Source organism: Rathayibacter sp. AY1D9 (assembly GCF_002932395.1).
Classification (GTDB): domain Bacteria; phylum Actinomycetota; class Actinomycetes; order Actinomycetales; family Microbacteriaceae; genus Rathayibacter.
In genome coordinates, this window is the sequence record NZ_PSVQ01000017.1 from 1 (window position 1) to 20,095 (window position 20,095).

The window sequence follows — 20,095 nt, forward strand, 5'->3', positions numbered from 1 at the left end:
CGGCGCAGGACCGGAGCGAGGGCTCCGAGGGCCCGGATCACCGGGAAGCTCAGGTGGTGCGCCCGCTCCGGGTCGAGGCGGCGCGTAGACTGGGGCGGCCATGATCCAGACTCTCGACCTCCGCGGCCGTCGTCCCTCCTCCGCCGAGCTCCTCGCCCTCGTGCCCCGCAATCCGGGCACGTCCGCCTCCGTCGGGCCCGTCGTCGCCGAGCTGATCGCCGACGTCCGCGAACGCGGTGCGGAAGCGCTCCTCGACCAGGCGGAGCGGCTGGACGGCGTGCGCCCCCCGCACCTCCGCGTGCCCGCCGAGCAGATCGCCGAGGCGCTCGACCGCCTCGACCCGGCCATCCGCAGCGCACTCGAGGAGGCGATCGCGCGCGTCCGCCGCGCCAGCGCCGCACAGATCCCCCCGCCCCGCACCACCGAGCTCGACGACGGCGCCACGGTCACCCAGCGCTGGCAGCCGGTCGCCCGCGCCGGGCTGTACGTCCCCGGCGGCAAGGCGGTCTACCCGTCGAGCGTCGTCATGAACGCCGTGCCCGCGCAGGCCGCCGGAGTCGCCTCCATCGCCCTGGTCTCGCCGCCGCAGAAGGCGTTCGGCGGCTCCGTCCACCCCACGATCCTCGCGGCGGCCGCTCTGCTCGGCATCGACGAGGTCTACGCGGTCGGGGGCGCCGGAGCCGTCGCCGCACTGGCCTACGGCGTCGACTCGATCGGGCTGGATCCCGTCAGCATCATCACCGGGCCGGGCAACGTCTGGGTCACCACCGCGAAGCGCCAGGTGCTCGGCCAGGTCGGCATCGACTCCGAGGCGGGCCCGACCGAGATCCTCGTGATCGCCGACGACTCCGCCGACCCGCGCCTTGTCGCCGCCGACCTGGTCAGCCAGGCCGAGCACGACGAGGCCGCCTCCGCGGTCCTGGTCACCGACAGCGCCGAGCTCGCCGCCGCCGTCGAGCGCGAGGTCGCCGCCCAGGCCGCTGCCACCCACCACGCGGAGCGCGTGGCCATCGCACTCGACGGCCCGCAGTCCGCGCTCGTGATCGTCGACGACCTCGAGCTCGCCTGCGCGTTCAGCGACGCCTACGGCCCCGAGCACCTCGAGCTGCACACGGCCGACCCCGTCGCGACGGCCGAGCGGATCCACGACGCCGGCGCGATCTTCCTCGGCCCGACCACCCCGGTGAGCCTGGGCGACTACCTCGCCGGCTCCAACCACGTGCTCCCGACCCTCGGGCAGGCGCGCTTCTCCTCCGGGCTCGGCGCCTACACCTTCCTCCGGCCGCAGCAGCTGATCTCGTACGACCGCGGTGCGCTCGAGCGCGTCGCCCCGCACATCCGCGCTCTCAGCGACGCCGAGGCGCTGCCCGCCCACGGCGACGCCGTCGACGCCCGCTTCGCCTGAGACCGAGAGGCCCTCGATGTTCTGCCCCTTCTGCCGGCACCCCGACTCCCGAGTGATCGACTCGCGCACGAGCGACGACGGCCTCTCGATCCGCCGCCGCCGGCAGTGCCCGTCGTGCGGCCGGCGCTTCTCGACGACCGAGACCGCGAGCCTCGTCGTGATCAAGCGCAGCGGAGTCGTGGAGCCGTTCAGCCGCGAGAAGATCGTCAGCGGCGTCCGGAAGGCCTGCCAGGGCCGGCCCGTCACCGACACCGATCTGGCCGTGCTCGCGCAGCGGGTGGAGGAGAGCATCCGCTCCACGGGCGCCTCGCAGATCGACGCGAACGACATCGGCCTCGCCATCCTGCCGCCGCTGCGCGAGCTCGACGAGGTCGCCTACCTCCGCTTCGCGAGCGTCTACCAGGCGTTCGACTCGCTGGACGACTTCGAGTCTGCGATCACCCTGCTCCGCGCCGAGCGCACCTCCGTGCCCCACCGCGCCGACGAGATCTGAGGCCCGGGTGTACCCGCTCCTGTTCCGCACCGTCCTGCGCCGCCTCGACCCGGAGCGGGCGCACCACCTGAGCTTCCCGGTGATCCGGGCCCTCGGAGCCCTCGCTCCGGTCCTGCGCCGGACCACCGTCCCGCGCGGAACGCCCGCGGTCGAGACGCTCGGCCTCCGCTTCGAGACCCCGTTCGGCGTCGCGGCCGGCTTCGACAAGGACGCCACCGCGGTCCTGGGCTTCGGCGCGCTCGGCTTCGGACACGTCGAGGTCGGGACCCTGACCGCTCGGGCGCAGCCGGGCAACGACCGGCCGCGCCTCTTCCGGCTGATCGCGGACCGCGCCGTCGTCAACAGGATGGGCTTCAACAATCACGGCGCCGAGGCCGCGGCGCAACGGCTGATCCGGCTGCGCAGCGCGCGCCGCCGCCCCGTGATCGGCGTGAACATCGGCAAGAGCCGGGTGGTCGAGGTGGACGACGCGATCGAGGACTACCTGATCAGCACGCGCCTGCTCGCGCCGCTCGCCGACTACCTCGTCGTGAACGTCAGCTCGCCGAACACCCCCGGGCTCCGCGGCCTGCAGGAGATCGACCGCCTCGAGCCGCTCCTCGCGGCCGTCAAGGACGCCGCCGACACGACGCCCCTGCTGGTCAAGATCGCCCCGGACCTCTCCGACGACGAGGTCGGCCGGGTCGCCGAGCTCGCCGTCCGCCTGGGTCTGGACGGGATCATCGCGACCAACACCACACTCTCCCGGGAGGGCCTCTCGACCGACCGCGCCGTGGTCGAGGCGGCCGGCGCCGGCGGCCTCTCCGGTGCCCCGCTGGCCGCGCGCTCGCTCGAGGTGCTCCGCGTGATCCGCGGCGTCGTCCCCGCGGCCTTCTGCGTGATCTCCGTCGGAGGAGTCGAGACGGCCGAGGACGTGCGCGAGCGCCTCGACGCGGGCGCCACCCTCGTCCAGGGCTACACCGCCTTCATCTACCGCGGGCCCCTGTGGGCTCGGGACATCAACCGGGGACTGGCCCGCGCCTCCTGACCCGCCGTGCACCACGAAGGGCCCCCGGAGCCGCGCGAGGCGCGACCGCAGGGGCCCTTCGTGGTCCGCCGTCCGACTACTCGGGGAAGGCGCGGCGCTTGACCTGGGGCTTCGGCAGTCGCATGACGCGCAGCTGGAGGGCGCGCATCGCGGCGTACCAGCGGATGCCCTTCTCGACCTTGTCGGCGCCGTAGCGCTCGGCGAGCTTCCGGCGCATCCGCATGCCGAGGAGGATGCAGTCGATCACCGCGAGGAGGAAGAACACCCAGAGGATGACGAGCGTCGCGTACTGCAGCTCCGGCTGCGGGAAGAAGCTCAGCAGCAGGACGACGACCATCACCGGGATGAGGAACTCGCCGAGGCTGAAGCGTGCGTCGACCCAGTCGCGCACGAACTTGCGCTGAGGACCCTTGTCGCGCAGCGGCAGGTAGCGCTGGTCACCGGCGGCCAGGCCGATGCGGGCCTGCTCGCGTGACACGGCGGCCTTCTCGCGGGCGTCGCGGGCGGCCTGCTTGCGGTCGGTGACGACCAGCGGACGCTTGCGGGCCAGCTCCTGCTCGCGCCGGGTCGGCGTCGGCCGGCCCTTCCCGGAGCCGGGCGAGCCGGCGTCGTCGGGCGTGTCGGTTGCGATCGGGTGCTTGGCCACGGGGAACGTCCTTGGAATCGGGGGTCTCTTAAGATTACCTCCATGGCTCACGACGCTCCGACTCCGCCCGCACTCTCCTCCGACGAGGAGGCCGTCCTCGCCGCCGTCCGCGACGATCTGCCGCGCTCGCTCGCCCAGCTCGGGCAGCTCGTGCGGATCCCGTCCGTCTCGTGGGACGGCTTCGACGCGACCCGCGTGGCCGCCAGCGCCGAGGCCATCGCCGAGCTCGCGCGCGAGACGGGCGTCTTCGACGACGTCGCGATCCACAGCGCCACGATCGACGGCACCGACGTGCTCGGCCAGCCTGCCGTCCTGGCCACCCGCGCCGCCCGCAACGGAGCGCCGACCGTCCTCCTCTACGCCCACCACGACGTTCAGCCGCAGGGCGCCGAGTCGGCGTGGGAGACGCCTCCGTTCGAGCCGACCGTGCGCGGCGACCGCCTGTACGGGCGCGGTGCCGCCGACGACAAGGCGGGAGTCGTGTCCCACCTCGCCGCGGTGCGCGCACTCCGCGAGGTCGCGGGCGAGGACCACGACCTCGGGCTCGTCCTCTTCATCGAGGGGGAGGAGGAGTTCGGGTCGCGCTCGTTCCCCACCTTCCTCCGCGAGCACCACGACGCCCTCCGCGCGGATGCGATCATCGTCGCCGACAGCGACAACTGGGACGTCGACACCCCCGCGCTGACGGTGGGCCTGCGCGGCAACGTCACCTTCACCCTCACCGTCAGCACTCTCGCGCACGCCTCGCACTCGGGCATGCTCGGCGGAGCGGTCCCGGATGCGATGCTCGCGGCGGTCCGCCTGCTCGCGACGCTCTGGAACGAGGACGGCTCGGTCGCCGTCGCCGGCCTCACCGAGCACGACGGAGCGGTGCCCGAGACGACCGAGGAGGACCTCCGCCGCGACTCCGGGCTGCTCGACGGGGTCTCGCCGATCGGCACCGGCGCGATCCTCTCGCGCCTGTGGTCGAAGCCGGCCGTCACGGTCACCGGGATCGACGCGCCCAGCGTCGTCGACGCCTCCAACACCCTCGTCCCGTCCGTGCGCGTGAAGATCAGCGCCCGCATCGCCCCCGGCCAGGACGCGGAGGAGGCCTTCGCCGCCATCGAGAGCCACCTCCGGGCGAACTCCCCGTTCGGCGCCCACCTCGCGATCGAGGACGTCGACACCGGCAGCCCGTTCCTGGTCGACGCGACCGGCTGGGCCGTGGACCTGGTGAAGGGCGCGATGGCGGACGCCTGGGGACGCGAGCCTCTCGAGACCGGGATCGGCGGGAGCATCCCGTTCATCGCCGACCTCGTGCGCGAGTTCCCCGAGGCGCAGATCCTCGTCACCGGTGTCGAGGACCCCGACTCGCGCGCGCACAGCCCCAACGAGTCGCTGCACCTGGGCGTCTTCAAGCGCGCCGCGCAGACCGAGGCGCTGTTCCTGCTCCGCGCCGCCGCTCACCGCGACTGACCACCGGTCGTGGAATACCCGGGTGACCACCCGGGTTGCAGCCGTAGAATCCCGGAAGGCACGACGACCGTTCCGCCCGTCCCCTGAGGAGTGACATGTCAGACACACTGACCGACCAGACGGCGACCCCCCTCGCCACCCCGCCCAGCGCGGCCCACGGCGTCTCGATGACCCCGACCGCCGCCGCCAAGGTCAAGAGCCTGCTCGAGCAGGAGGGCCGCGACGACCTGCGCCTGCGCGTCGCGGTGCAGCCCGGCGGCTGCTCCGGCCTCATCTACCAGCTCTACTTCGACGAGCGCACCCTCGACGGCGACGCCGCGGTGGAGTTCGAGGGCGTCGGCCTCGTCGTCGACAAGATGAGCGTCCCCTACCTCGACGGCGCCTCGATCGACTTCGAGGACACCATTCAGAAGCAGGGCTTCACCATCGACAACCCCAACGCGGGCGGCAGCTGCGCCTGCGGCGACAGCTTCCACTGACGCCGGGCGGCCCCGGGCCGCAGCGCCTCCGAACGGCGTCCGACAGTCCACTCCGGTGGCCCGTCGGGCGCCGTTCGTCATGACTGCACCACTCGGCCGGGACGTCAAGAGCGGGTCGTCGTGCACCGGGCCGCCGGAGCGGAAGGGTAGGCTGGAGCCGGTCTAATACAGTTTCGTGTGAACTGGTCCCCAGTCTTCCGAAAGGTCACCGGTGCGCTTCAATCGCCGAATCCGCAGATGGGTCGCTGCCCCCGTCGCAGGAGCCCTCGCCCTCGTCCTCGCGGGCTGCACGCAAGAGCAGCTCCAGGGCTGGCTCCCCACCGAACCCGGCACGACGAACCACGTCGACCGCGTCATCGGACTCTGGGTCACCTCCTGGATCGTCCTGCTCGCCGTCGGCGTCGTCACGTGGGGTCTCACCATCTGGGCGGTGGTCGTCTACCGCCGTCGCAAGGGGCAGACCGGCCTGCCGGTCCAGCTGCGCTACAACATGCCGATCGAGATCTTCTACACGATCGTGCCGCTGATCCTCGTGATCGGCTTCTTCGCCTTCACCGCGCGCGACCAGGCCGCGATCGAGCAGCCCTACGACAACCCGGACGAGACCATCCAGGTGTACGGCAAGCAGTGGGCGTGGGACTTCAACTACGTCGACGAGGACGTCTACTCCGCCGGCATCCAGGGCCAGTACCAGGAGGGCGGGGACGCCGCCGGCTCGCTCGTCGAGTCCGAGATCCCCACGCTCTACCTGCCCGTCGGACAGAAGATCAAGATCCAGCTCGACGCGCGCGACGTGATCCACTCCTTCTGGGTCGTCGACTTCCTCTACAAGAAGGACATGATCCCCGGCAAGACGAACTACATGTACGTCACGCCGCTCAAGGAGGGGACCTACGCCGGCAAGTGCGCCGAGCTCTGCGGCGAGTACCACTCCGCGATGCTCTTCAACGTCAAGGTCGTCTCGCAGGGCGAGTACGACGACTACATCCAGTCGCTGCGCGACGCGGGCCAGACCGGTCAGCTCGGCGCCGAGTACAACCGCAATTCGAACCTTCCCGGAACCGGCGCGCCGGCCCGCGAGAACGAGGAGTAAGGGAGCATGAGCACCGCCACGGCACCCCGCCCGACGCGCACCGCCGGCACTCCGCCGGTCCAGCGCAAGGCGAACGTCCTCGTCCGCTGGATGACGTCGACCGACCACAAGGTCATCGGGTACATGTACCTGATCACGTCGTTCATCTACTTCTGCATCGCCGGCGTGATGGCACTCGTCATCCGCGCCCAGCTGTTCGAGCCCGGCCTGAACGTGGTCGAGACGCGCGAGCAGTACAACCAGCTGTTCACGATGCACGGCACGATCATGCTGCTGATGTTCGCGACGCCGCTCTTCGCCGGGTTCGCCAACGTCCTGATGCCGCTGCAGATCGGCGCCCCCGACGTCGCGTTCCCCCGCCTCAACGCCTTCGCGTACTGGCTCTACAGCTTCGGCTCGCTCATCGCGGTCGCCGGATTCGTCACCCCACAGGGTGCGGCGTCCTTCGGCTGGTTCGCGTACGCGCCACTGTCGAGTACGACGTTCTCACCAGGGCTCGGCGGCAATCTCTGGGTCTTCGGCCTCGCGCTCTCGGGCTTCGGCACGATCCTCGGCGCGGTGAACTTCATCACGACGATCATCACGATGCGCGCTCCCGGCATGACGATGTTCCGCATGCCGATCTTCACCTGGAACATCCTGGTGACGTCGATCCTCGTGCTGCTCGCGTTCCCGGTGCTCGCCGCCGCGATGTTCGCCCTCGGCGCCGACCGCGTGTTCGACGCACACATCTACGATGCTGCCAACGGCGGGGTCCTGCTCTGGCAGCACCTGTTCTGGTTCTTCGGCCACCCCGAGGTGTACATCATCGCGCTGCCGTTCTTCGGCATCGTGTCCGAGGTCTTCCCGGTCTTCAGCCGCAAGCCGATCTTCGGCTACAAGACGCTGATCTACGCGACCATCGCGATCGCCGCCCTCTCCGTGACGGTGTGGGCGCACCATATGTACGTCACCGGATCGGTCCTGCTGCCGTTCTTCTCGCTGATGACGATGCTCATCGCGGTTCCGACCGGCGTGAAGATCTTCAACTGGGTCGGCACCATGTGGCGCGGATCGGTGACCTTCGAGACCCCGATGATCTGGGCGATCGGCTTCCTGATCACCTTCACCTTCGGTGGACTCACCGGCGTGATCCTCGCGTCGCCCCCGCTCGACTTCCACGTCTCGGACTCGTACTTCGTGGTGGCGCACTTCCACTACGTCGTGTTCGGAACCGTCGTCTTCGCGATGTTCTCGGGCTTCTACTTCTGGTGGCCGAAGTGGACCGGCAAGATGCTGAACGAGACGCTGGGCAAATGGCACTTCTGGCTGCTGTTCATCGGCTTCCACACCACCTTCCTCATCCAGCATTGGCTGGGCGTCGTCGGCATGCCGCGCCGCTACGCCAGCTACCTCCCCGAGGACGGCTTCACCTGGATGAACCAGGTGTCGACGGTCGGAGCGATGATCCTCGCGGTGTCGCTGATCCCGTTCTTCCTGAACGTGTACATCACGGCCCGCAAGGCGCCCAAGGTGACGGTGAACGACCCGTGGGGCTTCTCCCGGTCGCTCGAGTGGGCCACCTCGTGCCCGCCGCCCCGCCACAACTTCACCTCGATCCCGCGGATCCGCAGCGAGGCCCCGGCGTTCGACCTCAACCATCCCGAGGCCGGCATCCCCGTCGGAATCGGTCCGGCGAAGGATGCTCCGGACGCCCCCACGTACGACAAGTCCGAAGGCACGGTGAAGTAGGGCCATGCGCGCCAACGTCAATCTCTTCTGGCTCCTCGCGGGCTTCTTCCTCCTCGCCGACATCACGTACATCGTGTGGTCGCTGCTCGACACGGGCCAGGTGGAGTGGGTCGGCACCGTCGGCATCGGCCTCTCGGCCGTGCTGGGCGCGTTCATCGCGTTCTACGTCGGCCGCGTCCACAAGGCGCAGGGTGCCGAGCTCCCCGAGGACCGCCTCGATGCGGATATCGATGACGGAGACCCCGAGCTGGGCTTCTTCAGCCCGTGGAGCTGGTGGCCCCTGATCCTGGGCGGTTCCGCGGCCCTCGGATTCCTCGGCCTTGCCGTGGGGTTCTGGATCACCTACATCGCCGTCGGGCTCTTCCTGGTCGCCATCGCCGGCTGGGTGTACGAGTACTACCGCGGGTACTTCGCCCGCTAGGGCGCATCGCACGGCCGAGGGCCGGGTGCACGAGGGCTTCGGCTCCGTGCACCCGGCCCTTTCGCTTATCCAGGAGGAAGCGACGCGCGGTCGGGGCCGGGTCGGCTCGGCCATTCGGCTTCGTGCAGGGGCGGCACTCGCCGATCGGTGGCGGATCGAGCCTCCCGGTGAGAGCCGGGACCTCCCGGTGAGGGCCGGGACCGCTCAGTGAGGGATGACGAGGTGAGCTGGATCTCTCGCGGTGTCATGCTGCTGGCGGGACACCGAGGCGTCCTGCGCGGAGGAACTCGTCGGGGCACATCCCGACGGCCCGCGACGTGGAAGCTCGCAGGGGAGTGCAGCGGGCGGCGCCGAGCAGGAGCGTCGGCCCGCGTCATCACCCCTACGGGTCTGCGCTGCGACGGCTCCTGCTCCGGTTGCGGGTGAGCGGGCTACGCCTGTGGCGGCTCTCCTGTGCGCCTGTGGGCGTGCCGACGGCGGTGGCGCGCTACGGATCGCGGATACTGCTGCGCCTGCGGCTGTACTGGGGCTGCTGCGCCTGTTCTGGCGCCTGCGCCGCCCTGCGGGCCTCTTGCACACCGTTCTGAACCCAGTGGAGCCTGCACCCCGACTGAACCGCGCGCGCCCCTGCAGCTCGTGGAGCTCCTCGGTCCTTGCTAACGGGTTGTGTGCCGGTCGGCGCGACGCCAGGGAGCCTGAGACGCCGCTGCAGCGACGGTCGTCGATGTCCGGAGGTCGCATGCTCGGTCTCACCGGCGAGCGTCGCCGTCGCCGATCACAGAGGGTTCGACCGTGAGTGGGGGGGAGGGCAGTCCTGATAGTCCTGCTGGGAATGGGTACCCTCGAACCGATCCGGAGCGTCTCGACGTGTACGGGGACCGGGGACCTCACCGGACGACCACACTGCGAGCACGCAGAGGGGCTGGCTCACTCCATGATCGGATGGCGGCGGACGTCTCCAGCTCGGCGGTGAGACGGCGTCTCGTGATTCAAGGAGCGGAGGTCTCGAGGTCCGGAGTATCGCCCCACGTTCCTGCCGGCTTGTCGCCGTCGAGGCGCTGTGATCCGGTCTCACCGGCTCTCGGTCCACCGCCGACCTCCACCGCGCCGGAGGACAGGCGCCGCCCCGCTGCAGGAACGACGAAGGGCCCGGACGAATGAACGTCCGGGCCCTTCGGGGGGGAGGATCAGTGCTCGCTGTGCGAGCTCTCGAGCTCCTTCTGGGTGACGGGGGTGATCCGGTCCTCGAAGAACCAGCGGGAGAGGCCGGCGCGGACGCGCTGCGGGGCGGTGATGCGGCCACGCGAGTCCGGACGGATCATCAGGGGCTCGTACTCGTCCTGACCGACGAGCTTCCAGCGCTCGTACTCGTCGAGCTGCTGGTGCACCTCGATGAACTCGCCGCCGGGGAGGCGGACGATGCGGCCAGACTCGAAGCCGTGCAGCGCGATCTCGCGGTCCTTCTTCTGTAGCGCCAGGCAGATGCGCTTGGTGATGAAGTACGCGATGAACGGACCCGCGATGAGCAGGAACTGCAGGCTGTGGATCACGCCCTCCATCGTGAGGTGGAAGTGCGTCGCGATGAGGTCGGACGAGGCGGCGGCCCAGAGGACGGCGTAGAAGCTGACTCCGGCGGCGCCGATCGCGGTGCGGGTCGCGGCGTTGCGCGGGCGATCGAGCAGGTGGTGCTCGCGCTTGTCACCGGTGATCCACGCCTCGAGGAACGGGTAGAGCATGACCACGGCGATGAACAGTCCGAGACCGACGAGCGGGATCAGGATGTTGAACGACAGGGTTCCGATGCCCGGGATGGCCCACTCGAGTCCCGGCGGGACGAGGCGCAGGGCGCCGTCGGCGAAGCCGATGTACCAGTCGGGCTGGGTTCCCGCGGAGACGGGCGAGGGGTCGTACGGGCCGTAGTTCCAGATCGGGTTGATCGTGAACAGCGAGGCGATGAGGACGACGACGCCGAAGACGATGAAGAAGAATCCACCGGCCTTCGCGGCGTAGACCGGCAGCACCGGGTAGCCGACGACGTTCTGCTCGGTCTTGCCCGCACCGGGGAACTGGGTGTGCTTGTGGACGACCACGAACACGAGGTGCAGGGCGATGAACGCGAGCACCAGCGCCGGCAGCAGCAGGATGTGCAGCGTGTAGAGGCGGCCGACGATGTCGGTGCCCGGGAACTCGCCGCCGAAGAGCAGGAACGAGATCCAGGTGCCGACGATCGGGATGCCCTTGACCATGCCGTCGATGATGCGGAGGCCGTTGCCCGAGAGCAGGTCGTCGGGGAGCGAGTAGCCGGTGAAGCCCTCGGCCATCGCGAGGATGAAGAGGACGAAGCCGATGACCCAGTTGAGCTCGCGGGGCTTGCGGAACGCACCGGTGAAGAAGATGCGCAGCATGTGCAGGCCGATCGAGGCCACGAACAGCAGTGCCGCCCAGTGGTGGATCTGCCGCATCAGCAGGCCGCCGCGGATGTCGAAGGAGATGTCGAGCGAGGACGACATCGCCGCCGACATCTCGATGCCCTTGAGGGGCAGGTAGCTGCCCTCGTAGTGCGTCTCGACCATCGAGGCCTGGAAGAAGAAGGTAAGGAAGGTGCCCGACAGCAGGATGATGACAAAGCTGTAGAGCGCGACCTCGCCGAGGAGGAAGGACCAGTGGTCGGGGAAGATCTTGCGACCGAACTCCTTGACGACCGCAGAGATGCTCGTGCGCTCGTCGATGTAGTTCGACGCCGCTCCGACGTACCCCTTCTGGAACTTGCCGGATCCGAGGATGACGCCGTCCTCGGGCTCCGCGGGGGAGCTGGAGGGGCGTGAGGGGGTGGTGGTGGACATGTGAGTCATCGCTCCCAGAAGGACGGTCCGACGGGCTCCGTGAAGTCGCTTCTGGCGACCAGGTAACCCTCGGCGTCGACGGTGATGGGGAGCTGCGGAAGCGGACGCTTCGCCGGGCCGAAGATGACGGCGGCCTCGCGCGTGATGTCGAATTGCGACTGGTGGCACGGGCACAGCAGGTGGTGGGTCTGCTGCTCGTACAGCGCCACAGGGCAGCCGACGTGCGTGCAGATCTTGGAGTAGGCGACGATTCCATCGTAGTTCCAGGTCTCGCGACCCTCACTGACGATGAGGTCCTCCGGCTTCAGGCGCATCAGGAGGACGGCGGCCTTGGCCTTCTCCTCCAGCTTGCCCTCGGCGTCGTTGAGGCCCTCGGGGATGACGTGGAAGGCGGATCCGAGGGTGACGTCCGATGCGAGGATCGGCGCTCCCGACGGGTCCAGGGTGAGCCTCGTGCCCTCTTCCCACAGGGTGGTCTTGAGGAGGGCGACGGGGTTCTGGTCCTGCGGGCCGAGGCCCCGGAACAGGATCACGGCGGGCAGGGGGAACACGACGAGGGAGGCGATCAGGCTGTTCCGGACGAGGGAGCGGCGGCCGAAGCCGGACTCCTTGTCGGACTGGTCGAAGATCTCGAGCGCACGGGCGCGGGTGGGCTCCGCGCTGCGGACGGGGTGGCGGATGTCGATGCCCTCGTGGTCCGACATCAGCTGCTTGCCCCAGTGGACGGCGGCGATGCCGATGCCCAGGAGCGCGAGGGACATGCCCAGGCCGATGAACAGCGTGTTCAGCCGGACCGACGCGACGTCCTCGGTGATCGGGAACGCCATGTAGGCGGCAACCGCGAAGATCGAGCCCGCGAAGGAGAGGTAGAAGAGCGTGTACACCGTGCGCTCGGCACGCTTCTCGACCTTGGGGTCGAGGTCGGTCATCCGGGGGCGGTGCGGCGGGAGGCCCGGGTCCTGGACGCGGTCCCGCGTCACGACCGCGGTGCCGGCCGGAGCCGTTCCGTGCCCGGTGGCCGACGAGGTGGCGAGGTCCGTGCCACCCTCATCGTGCTCTGCCATGGTTCTCCTTTTCACGCCGTGTCGGCACCAGTCGGTGCCGTGGGTCAGTCGCGCCCGTCAGGGCGCTGCAGTCGTCTAGTTGGATCGGGCGGTGATCCACACCGTCAGGGCCACGATCGCGCCGAGGCCGAAGATCCAGAGGAACAGGCCCTCTGCGACCGGCCCGAGGGAGCCGAGCGCGAATCCGCCCGGGGACGGGTTGGCCTCGATGTACTTGAGGTACGAGATGATGTCGCGCTTGTCCTCGGGCGAGATGTTCAGGTCGTTGAAGACCGGCATGTTCTGCGGGCCGGTGACCATCGCCTCGTAGATGTGCGCCTCGGTCACGCCGCCCAGCGGGGGAGCGAACTTGCCCTCGGTGAGCGCGCCGCCGGCTCCGGCGACGTTGTGGCACATGGCGCAGTTGATGCGGAACAGCTCGGCGCCGTTCGCCGCGTCGCCCTGTCCGTCGAGGACCTCGCCCTCGGGGATCGCGGGGCCGGGGGCCAGCGACGCGACGTAGGCGGCGAGCTCGCCGACCTGCTCGTCGGTGAACTGCACCGGCTTCTCGAGCGCCTGGGGGCCGTGCATCTGCATCGGCATGCGGCCGGTGCCGACCTGGAAGTCGACCGACGCCGCGCCCACTCCGATGAGGGAGGGAGCGTTGTCGGTGCCCGCGGCGTCGAGGCCGTGGCAGGTGGCGCAGTTCGCGGCGAAGAGCTTCGAGCCCTCGTCGATCGTCTGCTGGCTGGTGGACGACGTCTCCGCGGAGGCGGACGTCGCGACGCCGACCGCGGCGTAGGTCCCGCCGGTGAGCCCGAGGCCGATGGCGATCAGGGCCAGGGTGGCGAGCGGGTGGCGGCGACCCTTCTTGGCTCGGCTCTTCGTCTTCGGGGAGGCCATCGAGGCGTCCTTCCTGCGGGGGTCGGGAGTGGAGTGGGGCATCGGCGGGCGCGTCACTTGAGGAAGTAGATGACGGCGAACAGGCCGACCCAGACGACGTCGACGAAGTGCCAGTAGTACGAGACGACGATGGCGCTCGTCGCCTCCTTGTGGCCGAAGTTCTTGACCGCGAAGCCGCGGCCGATGACGAGGAGGAACGCGATGAGGCCGCCGGTGACGTGCAGGGCGTGGAAGCCGGTCGTCAGGTAGAAGGCGGAGCCGTAGGCGTTGCTGGAGAGCGTGACGCCCTCGGAGACGAGGGTCGCGTACTCGAGCACCTGGCCGGAGACGAAGACCGCGCCCAGGGCGTAGGTGAGGAAGAACCACTCGACCATTCCCCACTTGAACGGGCTGAGGCCCGTCGCACGCGGCTGCAGCCGCTCGGCGGCGAACACGCCGAACTGGCAGCTGAACGACGAGGCCACGAGGATCACCGTGTTCACGCCCGCGTAGGGGACGTTGAGGATCTGGGTCTCGGCGCCCCAGAGCTCGGGGGAGGTGCTGCGCAGGGTGAAGTAGATCGCGAAGAGGCCCGCGAAGAACATGACCTCGCTGCCCAGCCAGACGATCGTTCCGACCGCGACCGGGTTGGGTCGGTTCACTACGGGCGCGGTGGCCGTGGGGGGGAGAGAGGTGCTCGTCACACAGACCATTATGGCCGATGGCAGGGGAGGGAAGTCGCACTAGCCGGGAGGCGATCCTCGTCGCATAATCTGGGAGCCATGTCGGAAACCCTGTCCTGGCCGCACGTTCTCAGCGCACTCCTCGAGTCCTCCGATCTGAGCGTCTCCGAGGCGACGTGGGCCATGGAGCAGGTGATGGAGGGCGCGGCGACTCCGGCGCAGCTCGCCGGACTGCTGGTGGCCCTCCGGGCGAAGGGCGAGACCGTCGACGAGATCGTCGGCTTCCGCGACGCGATCCTCGACCATGCGGTGCCGCTGGACGTGGACCCGATGGCCCTGGACATCGTCGGGACGGGCGGGGACCGCTTCGGGACCGTCAACATCTCCTCCACCGCGTCGATCATCGCGGCCGCGGCCGGCACGCCCGTCGTGAAGCACGGGAACAAGGCCGCGTCCTCCTCCTCCGGCTCCTCCGACGTGCTCGCGGCACTCGGGGTCGACCTCTCCCTCTCCCCCGAGCGGGTGGCCGAGGTGTTCCGGCGGACGGGGATCGCCTTCGTCTTCGCGTCCCTCTTCCACCCCGGCTTCCGGCACGCCGGTCCGGTGCGCGCCGAGCTGGGCGTGCCGACGGTGTTCAACTTCCTCGGCCCGCTCTGCAATCCGGCGCGTCCCGAGGCGTCGGCGGTCGGAGTGGCGCACCTCGACCGGGTGCCGCTGGTCGTCGGAGTGTTCCGGACGCGCGGGGCGACGGCTCTGGTGTTCCGCGGGGACGACGGCCTCGACGAGCTCACCACCACGGGTCACAGCCACATCTGGGAGGTGTCGCGCGGCTCCGTGGTCGAGCACGACCTCGACCCGCGCGACCTGGGCCTGCCCCGCGCGCGGATCGACGAGCTGCGCGGCCGCGACGCCGCCTACAACGCGAGCGTGGTGCGCTCGGTGCTCGCGGGAGACGGCGGCCCCGTCCGCGACATCGTCCTTCTGAACGCGGCCGCGGGCCTCGCGGCGTTCGACCTGGCGCGCGACCCGGACCTGGTGCGCACGCCCGTCCTGGAGCGCCTGCGGACGTCGATGGACCGCGCGGCGGAGGCCGTCGACTCCGGGGCCGCCACGGCCAAGCTCGAGGAGTGGGTCCGCGAGACGCAGCGCGCCGTCGTCCCGCTGCCGTAGGCGCGAGCGCAGGGCGTAACGTGGGGATGCTGTCCGCGACGGTGCGGGCGGCGATCCACCACGCGCCGGATCGCCCGCAGGTCACGGGACGCCCGAGTGGTGGCCCGATCCTGGAGGAGACCTCGATGAAGAAGCTCATCAACGACCCGAAGAACGTCGTCACGGAGTCGGTGGCCGGCTTCGGCCTGGCGCACGCCGACCTGGTCCGGGTGGTGTCGGATCCCCTGTTCGTGGTGCGGGCCGACGCGCCCCGCTCGGGCAAGGTGGGCATCGTCAGCGGAGGCGGCAGCGGGCACGAGCCGCTGCACGCGGGCTTCGTCGGATTCGGGATGCTGGACGCAGCCGTCCCCGGTCCCGTCTTCACCTCGCCCACGCCCGACCCGATCGTCGCGGCCACGCAGGCCGTCGACGGCGGCGCGGGTGTGCTGCACATCGTGAAGAACTACACGGGCGACGTCCTGAACTTCGAGACCGCGGCCGACCTCGCCGGCGCCGAGGGGATCGAGGTGCGCAGCGTGATCGTCGACGACGACGTCGCGGTGAAGGACTCGCTCTACACCGCCGGCCGCCGCGGCGTGGCCGGCACCGTGCTGGTCGAGCGGATCGCGGGCGCCGCGGCCGAGCGGGGCGACTCCCTCGACGAGGTCGCGACGATCGCCGAGACGGTGATCGCCAACGTGCGCTCGATGGGCGTCGCCCTCACGCCGTGCATCGTCCCGCACGCGGGCGAGCCGAGCTTCGAGCTGGGCGAGGACGAGATCGAGATCGGCATCGGCATCCACGGCGAGCCCGGCCGGGAGAAGATCGCGCTGGAGCCGGCCGACCGCATCGTCGACCGGATCCTCGGCCCGATCCTGGATGACCTGCCGTTCTCCTCCGGGGACGAGGTGCTGCTCCTGGTGAACGGCATGGGCGGCACGCCGCAGATCGAGCTGTACCTCGCCTACCGCCGCGCAGCCGAGGCGCTGGCCGAGAAGGGGATCTCCGTCGCGCGCAGCCTCGTCGGCAACTACACGACGTCGCTCGAGATGCAGGGCTTCTCGCTCACCGTCCTCAAGCTCGACGACGCCCTGACCGAGCTGTGGGACTCCCCGGTGCAGACCGCGGCGCTGCGGTGGGGACGCTGAGCGCCCGCGCGCAGACCATGACCGGAACGACAGCCGCAGGAGCGGCGCACGAGGAGGAGACGACCATGCAGGACGCACAGGGAGCCGGGCTCGACGCGGCGTGGGCGACGGCGTGGATCCGCCGCGCCGCCGAGTCGATCGCGGAGCACCGGGTCGAGCTGATCACGCTCGACCGGGCGATCGGCGACGGGGACCACGGCGAGAACATGGACCGCGGCTTCCAGGCCGTGGTCGCGAAGCTGGACGCGGCGCCGGAGCAGGGGCTCCCGGCGGACGTGCTCAAGCTGGTCGCGACGACGCTCATCTCCACCGTCGGCGGCGCCTCGGGCCCGCTGTTCGGCACGGCGTTCCTGAAGGCCTCCGCCGCGGTCGCGGGCGAGGACGCGCTCGAGGGCGCGGACGTCGCAGCGCTCCTGGCCGCGGCGAGGGACGGCATCGTGCTCCGCGGCAAGGCCGAGGTGGGCGACAAGACGATGGTGGACGCGTGGACGCCGGCGGTCGACGCGGCCGCGGCCGCCGCCGAGGAGGGAGCGGCTCCAGCCGGCGTCCTCGCCGCGGCGGCGGAGGCGGCGCAGAGGGGAGCGGAGTCGACGGACCCGCTGGTCGCCCGCAAGGGACGCGCCAGCTACCTCGGCGAGCGCGCCATCGGGCACCGTGATCCCGGCAGCGTGTCGACCGTTCTCCTGCTCCGCGCAGCAGCCGAGGCGGCGGCGTGAGCGTCGGGCTGGTCCTGGTCTCGCACAGCGCGCAGCTGGCGGAGGGGCTGGTCGAGCTCGCGGAGCAGATGGCGGCCTCGGTTGCGCTGGTCGCCGCGGGCGGGACGGACGACGGCGGCATCGGCACCAGCTTCGACCGCATCACGGCGGCCCTGGCGGAAGCGGACTCCGGCGAGGGGGTCGTCGTCCTCTGCGACCTCGGCTCGGCGATCATGACGGCGGAGACCGCGGTCGAGTTCCTCGACGACGACGCGCGCGCCCGGGTCCGGATCGCCGACGCCCCGCTGGTGGAGGGGGCGGTCGCGGCCGCCGTCGCCGCGGGCACGGGGGCGTCGCTGGACGAGGTGCTCGCCGCCGCGGAGTCGGCCCGGGGCGAGGCGCTCGCGGCTCCCGCCGAGGAGGCTCCGCCCGGTGACGAGCGCGTGCAGCGCCGCGTCCGCCTCATCAACCCGAACGGCCTGCACGCCCGTCCCGCGGCCGACTTCGTGACGCTCGCCGCCACCTTCGACGCCCGGATCGACGCGAACGGCAAGGACGCCACCAGCCTGCTCGGCGTGATGTCGCTGGGGCTCGACCGCGGGGACGAGGTCGTCCTCTCGGCGTCGGGGCCGCAGGCCCAGGAGGCGGTCGGCCGGCTCGGCGATCTGGTCGAGTCGGGCTTCGGCGAGGTGTAGCGCGCCGTCGACCGGTCCAGGGACCGCGGAGGCGCCTCCTCCTACGCTGAGCGCATGGCCCTCCGCGGAACCCGACCCCCGTCCGTCCTGCTCCGCCGACTCGTCACCGTCCCGCGCGTCGTGCGCCGGGCGGACGCTCGTGCGGCCCGGCGGCTGAACGCCCGTCGCCCGTCGCCCGTCGTCGACGGGGCGCTCGTGGGGCTCTCCCGGGCCGCGGACCACGGAGTCCTCTGGGCCGGCGTCGGCGTCCTGCTGCTCCTGGCGGGCCGTCCCCGCGACGCTCTGCGGGGGACCGCCTCGCTCGCCGCGGCCAGCGCGCTCGCGAACCTGGTCGGCAAGCGCGTGTTCGGCGGCGACCGGCCGCTCCTCGTCGACGTCCCGGTCGGCCGGCGCCTGGCGACGGTGCCGACGTCGGCGTCCTTCCCCTCGGGGCACGCGGCGAGCGCCGCCGCCTTCGCCGCCGGGGTCGCGCTCGAGTCGCCCCGAGTGGGGGCGGCGGTCGCCCCGCTCGCCGCCGCCGTGGCCTTCTCCCGCCTGCACGTCGGCGTCCACTGGCTCTCGGACGTCCTCGGCGGCGCGGCGCTCGGCGCGGCGGTCGCGGTCGTCGGCCGAGCCGTCCTGCCGGCCGAGCCGCGCCACGTGCCCGTCTCGGAGCGCGCGACCCGTCCCCCCGTCGACCGCAGCCCGCTGGGGGACGGCGCCGCCCTCCTCGTGGTCCTCAACCCCGGCGCGGGCCGGGACTCGCACCGCCCCGATCCCGAGCCGCTGGTCCGAGCCCGGTTCCCGAAGGCGCGCGTGCACCGGCTGACCGAGGGAGAGGACCTCGCCGACGTGGTGCGCGAGGCGCGCTCGGGGGACTCTCCGCCCCGGGTGCTCGGGATCTACGGCGGGGACGGGACCATGTCGGTCGGTGCCGCTCTCGCCCGCGCCGAGGGGATGACGCTGCTCGTGCTGCCGGGCGGGACCATGAACCACTTCGCGAAGGCGCTGGGGCTGCTCACCGTCCAGGACGCGCTCGACGCGGCGACGATCGGCGAGCGCCGCGACGTCGACGTGGCCGAGGTCGTCGCGGACGGGGGAGACCCGGTCACGGTGCTCAACACGGTCTCGATCGGCGTCTACCCGGAGTTCGTCGCGGCCCGCGAGAAGCGCGAGAAGCGGATCGGGAAGCCGCTCGCCGCCGTGATCGCGGCCCTCTCGGTCGTGCGGCGCACCGATCCGTTCGAGCTCCGGCGCGACGGGCGCACGCAGCTCGTCTGGTCGTACTTCGTCGGGGTGAACCAGGAGCACCCGCGCACGGCCGCCCCGCTCGCCCGGCGTCGGCTCGACGACGGCCACCTCGACGTGCGCATCCTGCACTCAGGACGGACTCCTCGCACCCGGGGAGCGTTCTCGCTCCTGCTCGGCCGTACGGCGACCCCGGTGGTCGGCCGTGTGCCCGGCTGGCGGGCACCGGTGGTGGAGTCGTTCTCGACGCCGGAGATCACCGTCGGCGCGCGCCGACCCGCGGGGGACGACCCCGAGTGGGCGCACGACGGCGAGACCGAGCGCTTCGACGGCTCCCGCGACGGATTCGACGAGGCCGTGGTGCGGATCGTGCCGCTGGGCCTGCGGGTCTACGCGACCGCGGACTAGGGGGCGGTGCCGGCCCGGTCCCCGCCGTCCGGATCCGCCAGCAGTTCGGCCAGCGCGTCGAGGGCGGCGACCTGCCCGGCCACCACCAGCGAGCGGGCCTCGTCGAGCGGGTGCCACCGGGCGTCCTCCAGCTCGGGGAAGCTGCGCAGCACGCCGGAGCCCCGCGGCCACTCCAGCTCGAAGGTGTTGCTCGCGACGAAGGCGGTGTCCGCGTGTCCGCGCCCGGCGAAGACCGTGACGGTCTTGGCCGCGCTCTGCCGGAACGCGCCGAGGAGGGTCAGCTCCCCGACGGGCGGAGGAGCGCCGGTCTCCTCCTCGAACTCGCGGCGCGCGGCGTCCAACGGCGTCTCGTCGCCCGTGTGCACGCCCTTCGGGATCGTCCACGCGCGGGGGCGCCGGGTCCAGAAGGGGCCGCCCATCCGCCCGAGGAACACCTCGGTGCCGGAGGGGCCCTCGCGGTGCAGCAGGATCCCCGCGCTCGTCACCGCGGCCATCGCGTCACTCCGGTCATCCCGCCATCCTGCCCCGCGCCCGTGGAAGGATCGGCAGGACCCGCCCGCGACCGCACG

The 20,095-nt window shown here is 71.2% G+C and carries 19 protein-coding genes; 13 read left to right on the top strand and 6 right to left on the bottom strand.

Translation table 11 applies throughout. From position 1 onward, the window contains the following. Positions 1-100 precede the first annotated feature (100 nt). Genes hisD through C5C50_RS08855 form a run of 3 tightly spaced genes read left to right on the top strand, consistent with a single transcriptional unit; the run spans position 101 to position 2,925 of the window. A complete protein-coding gene (gene hisD, locus C5C50_RS08845; RefSeq protein WP_104246755.1) occupies positions 101-1,405 on the top strand; it encodes a histidinol dehydrogenase in 1,305 nt (434 codons plus the stop codon). 16 nt (positions 1,406-1,421) lie between these two features. After that, complete coding sequence (gene nrdR, locus C5C50_RS08850; protein WP_104273287.1) at positions 1,422-1,898, top strand: transcriptional regulator NrdR; 477 nt, start codon at positions 1,422-1,424, stop codon at positions 1,896-1,898. 7 nt (positions 1,899-1,905) lie between these two features. After that, on the top strand, positions 1,906-2,925 hold the full coding sequence (locus tag C5C50_RS08855) for a quinone-dependent dihydroorotate dehydrogenase (RefSeq protein WP_104224656.1): 1,020 nt from the start codon (positions 1,906-1,908) through the stop codon (positions 2,923-2,925). A gap of 76 nt (positions 2,926-3,001) precedes the next feature. On the opposite strand, the gene C5C50_RS08860 is transcribed toward C5C50_RS08855, so the two are convergent. Then, on the bottom strand, positions 3,002-3,571 hold the full coding sequence (locus C5C50_RS08860; protein ID WP_181027102.1) for a DUF3043 domain-containing protein: 570 nt from the start codon (positions 3,569-3,571) through the stop codon (positions 3,002-3,004). Positions 3,572-3,613: 42 nt separating this feature from the next. Here C5C50_RS08860 and C5C50_RS08865 point away from each other — a divergent pair, with 42 nt between their 5' ends. From C5C50_RS08865 to C5C50_RS08885, 5 genes are all read left to right on the top strand, one after another. Next, positions 3,614-5,029 (top strand): dipeptidase, encoded by a 1,416-nt coding sequence (locus C5C50_RS08865; RefSeq protein WP_104225360.1) that lies wholly within the window; start codon positions 3,614-3,616, stop codon positions 5,027-5,029. A gap of 95 nt (positions 5,030-5,124) precedes the next feature. Next, on the top strand, positions 5,125-5,508 hold the full coding sequence (erpA, locus tag C5C50_RS08870) for an iron-sulfur cluster insertion protein ErpA (protein WP_104224654.1): 384 nt from the start codon (positions 5,125-5,127) through the stop codon (positions 5,506-5,508). Positions 5,509-5,719: 211 nt separating this feature from the next. Further along, a complete protein-coding gene (coxB, locus tag C5C50_RS08875; RefSeq protein ID WP_104273288.1) occupies positions 5,720-6,601 on the top strand; it encodes a cytochrome c oxidase subunit II in 882 nt (293 codons plus the stop codon). 6 nt (positions 6,602-6,607) lie between these two features. Next, on the top strand, positions 6,608-8,332 hold the full coding sequence (gene ctaD, locus C5C50_RS08880) for a cytochrome c oxidase subunit I (RefSeq protein ID WP_104224652.1): 1,725 nt from the start codon (positions 6,608-6,610) through the stop codon (positions 8,330-8,332). A gap of 4 nt (positions 8,333-8,336) precedes the next feature. Next, on the top strand, positions 8,337-8,753 hold the full coding sequence (locus C5C50_RS08885) for a cytochrome c oxidase subunit 4 (RefSeq protein ID WP_104224651.1): 417 nt from the start codon (positions 8,337-8,339) through the stop codon (positions 8,751-8,753). Between the two features lie 1,187 nt (positions 8,754-9,940). On the opposite strand, the gene C5C50_RS08890 is transcribed toward C5C50_RS08885, so the two are convergent. The 4 genes from C5C50_RS08890 to C5C50_RS08905 form a co-directional block, all read right to left on the bottom strand. Further along, entirely contained in the window at positions 9,941-11,596 is a 1,656-nt protein-coding gene (locus C5C50_RS08890; RefSeq protein ID WP_104224650.1) for a ubiquinol-cytochrome c reductase cytochrome b subunit, read from the bottom strand. 5 nt (positions 11,597-11,601) lie between these two features. Next, a complete protein-coding gene (locus tag C5C50_RS08895) occupies positions 11,602-12,660 on the bottom strand; it encodes a ubiquinol-cytochrome c reductase iron-sulfur subunit (protein ID WP_104225358.1) in 1,059 nt (352 codons plus the stop codon). A 75-nt stretch (positions 12,661-12,735) separates the two neighbouring features. Continuing rightward, positions 12,736-13,542 (bottom strand): c-type cytochrome, encoded by an 807-nt coding sequence (locus C5C50_RS08900; RefSeq protein WP_104224648.1) that lies wholly within the window; start codon positions 13,540-13,542, stop codon positions 12,736-12,738. Between the two features lie 53 nt (positions 13,543-13,595). Then, positions 13,596-14,234, bottom strand: coding sequence for a heme-copper oxidase subunit III (locus C5C50_RS08905; protein WP_104273289.1), 639 nt, complete (start codon positions 14,232-14,234; stop codon positions 13,596-13,598). Positions 14,235-14,303: 69 nt separating this feature from the next. Here C5C50_RS08905 and trpD point away from each other — a divergent pair, with 69 nt between their 5' ends. The 5 genes from trpD (at position 14,304) to C5C50_RS08930 (ending at position 19,526) form a co-directional block, all read left to right on the top strand. Further along, positions 14,304-15,374 carry an anthranilate phosphoribosyltransferase gene (gene trpD, locus C5C50_RS08910; RefSeq protein ID WP_104225357.1) on the top strand — a complete coding sequence of 357 codons (1,071 nt, stop codon included), beginning with the start codon at positions 14,304-14,306 and terminating at the stop codon, positions 15,372-15,374. A gap of 125 nt (positions 15,375-15,499) precedes the next feature. Next, the gene (gene dhaK, locus C5C50_RS08915; protein WP_104273296.1) at positions 15,500-16,501 is read left to right on the top strand and encodes a dihydroxyacetone kinase subunit DhaK; all 1,002 of its coding nucleotides are present in this window, start codon (positions 15,500-15,502) and stop codon (positions 16,499-16,501) included. A gap of 65 nt (positions 16,502-16,566) precedes the next feature. After that, entirely contained in the window at positions 16,567-17,217 is a 651-nt protein-coding gene (gene dhaL / locus C5C50_RS08920) for a dihydroxyacetone kinase subunit DhaL (RefSeq protein WP_104273297.1), read from the top strand. Then, a complete protein-coding gene (dhaM, locus tag C5C50_RS08925) occupies positions 17,214-17,891 on the top strand; it encodes a dihydroxyacetone kinase phosphoryl donor subunit DhaM (RefSeq protein ID WP_104256172.1) in 678 nt (225 codons plus the stop codon). Before dhaL ends, dhaM begins: the two co-directional genes overlap by 4 nt. A 54-nt stretch (positions 17,892-17,945) precedes the next feature. Next, positions 17,946-19,526: a bifunctional phosphatase PAP2/diacylglycerol kinase family protein gene (locus C5C50_RS08930; RefSeq protein WP_104273290.1), complete on the top strand. Its 1,581-nt coding sequence runs from the start codon at positions 17,946-17,948 to the stop codon at positions 19,524-19,526. Here the strand turns inward: C5C50_RS08930 and C5C50_RS08935 are convergent. Beyond that, a complete protein-coding gene (locus C5C50_RS08935) occupies positions 19,523-20,020 on the bottom strand; it encodes an NUDIX domain-containing protein (protein ID WP_104246759.1) in 498 nt (165 codons plus the stop codon). The two genes, C5C50_RS08930 and C5C50_RS08935, sit on opposite strands and share 4 nt — an antisense overlap. Positions 20,021-20,095: the final 75 nt, after the last annotated feature.

Excerpts from the sequence above, each read along its gene's own strand:
- hisD (WP_104246755.1), top strand. The coding sequence starts at position 101 with ATGATCCAGACTCTCGACCTCCGCGGCCGTCGTCCCTCCTCCGCCGAG.
- nrdR (WP_104273287.1), top strand. The coding sequence starts at position 1,422 with ATGTTCTGCCCCTTCTGCCGGCACCCCGACTCCCGAGTGATCGACTCG.
- C5C50_RS08865 (WP_104225360.1), top strand. The coding sequence starts at position 3,614 with ATGGCTCACGACGCTCCGACTCCGCCCGCACTCTCCTCCGACGAGGAG.
- erpA (WP_104224654.1), top strand. The coding sequence starts at position 5,125 with ATGTCAGACACACTGACCGACCAGACGGCGACCCCCCTCGCCACCCCG.
- ctaD (WP_104224652.1), top strand. The coding sequence starts at position 6,608 with ATGAGCACCGCCACGGCACCCCGCCCGACGCGCACCGCCGGCACTCCG.
- C5C50_RS08885 (WP_104224651.1), top strand. The coding sequence starts at position 8,337 with ATGCGCGCCAACGTCAATCTCTTCTGGCTCCTCGCGGGCTTCTTCCTC.
- C5C50_RS08890 (WP_104224650.1), bottom strand. The coding sequence starts at position 11,596 with ATGTCCACCACCACCCCCTCACGCCCCTCCAGCTCCCCCGCGGAGCCC.
- C5C50_RS08895 (WP_104225358.1), bottom strand. The coding sequence starts at position 12,660 with ATGGCAGAGCACGATGAGGGTGGCACGGACCTCGCCACCTCGTCGGCC.
- C5C50_RS08900 (WP_104224648.1), bottom strand. The coding sequence starts at position 13,542 with ATGGCCTCCCCGAAGACGAAGAGCCGAGCCAAGAAGGGTCGCCGCCAC.
- C5C50_RS08905 (WP_104273289.1), bottom strand. The coding sequence starts at position 14,234 with ATGGTCTGTGTGACGAGCACCTCTCTCCCCCCCACGGCCACCGCGCCC.
- trpD (WP_104225357.1), top strand. The coding sequence starts at position 14,304 with ATGTCGGAAACCCTGTCCTGGCCGCACGTTCTCAGCGCACTCCTCGAG.
- dhaK (WP_104273296.1), top strand. The coding sequence starts at position 15,500 with ATGAAGAAGCTCATCAACGACCCGAAGAACGTCGTCACGGAGTCGGTG.
- dhaL (WP_104273297.1), top strand. The coding sequence starts at position 16,567 with ATGCAGGACGCACAGGGAGCCGGGCTCGACGCGGCGTGGGCGACGGCG.
- C5C50_RS08930 (WP_104273290.1), top strand. The coding sequence starts at position 17,946 with ATGGCCCTCCGCGGAACCCGACCCCCGTCCGTCCTGCTCCGCCGACTC.
- C5C50_RS08935 (WP_104246759.1), bottom strand. The coding sequence starts at position 20,020 with ATGGCCGCGGTGACGAGCGCGGGGATCCTGCTGCACCGCGAGGGCCCC.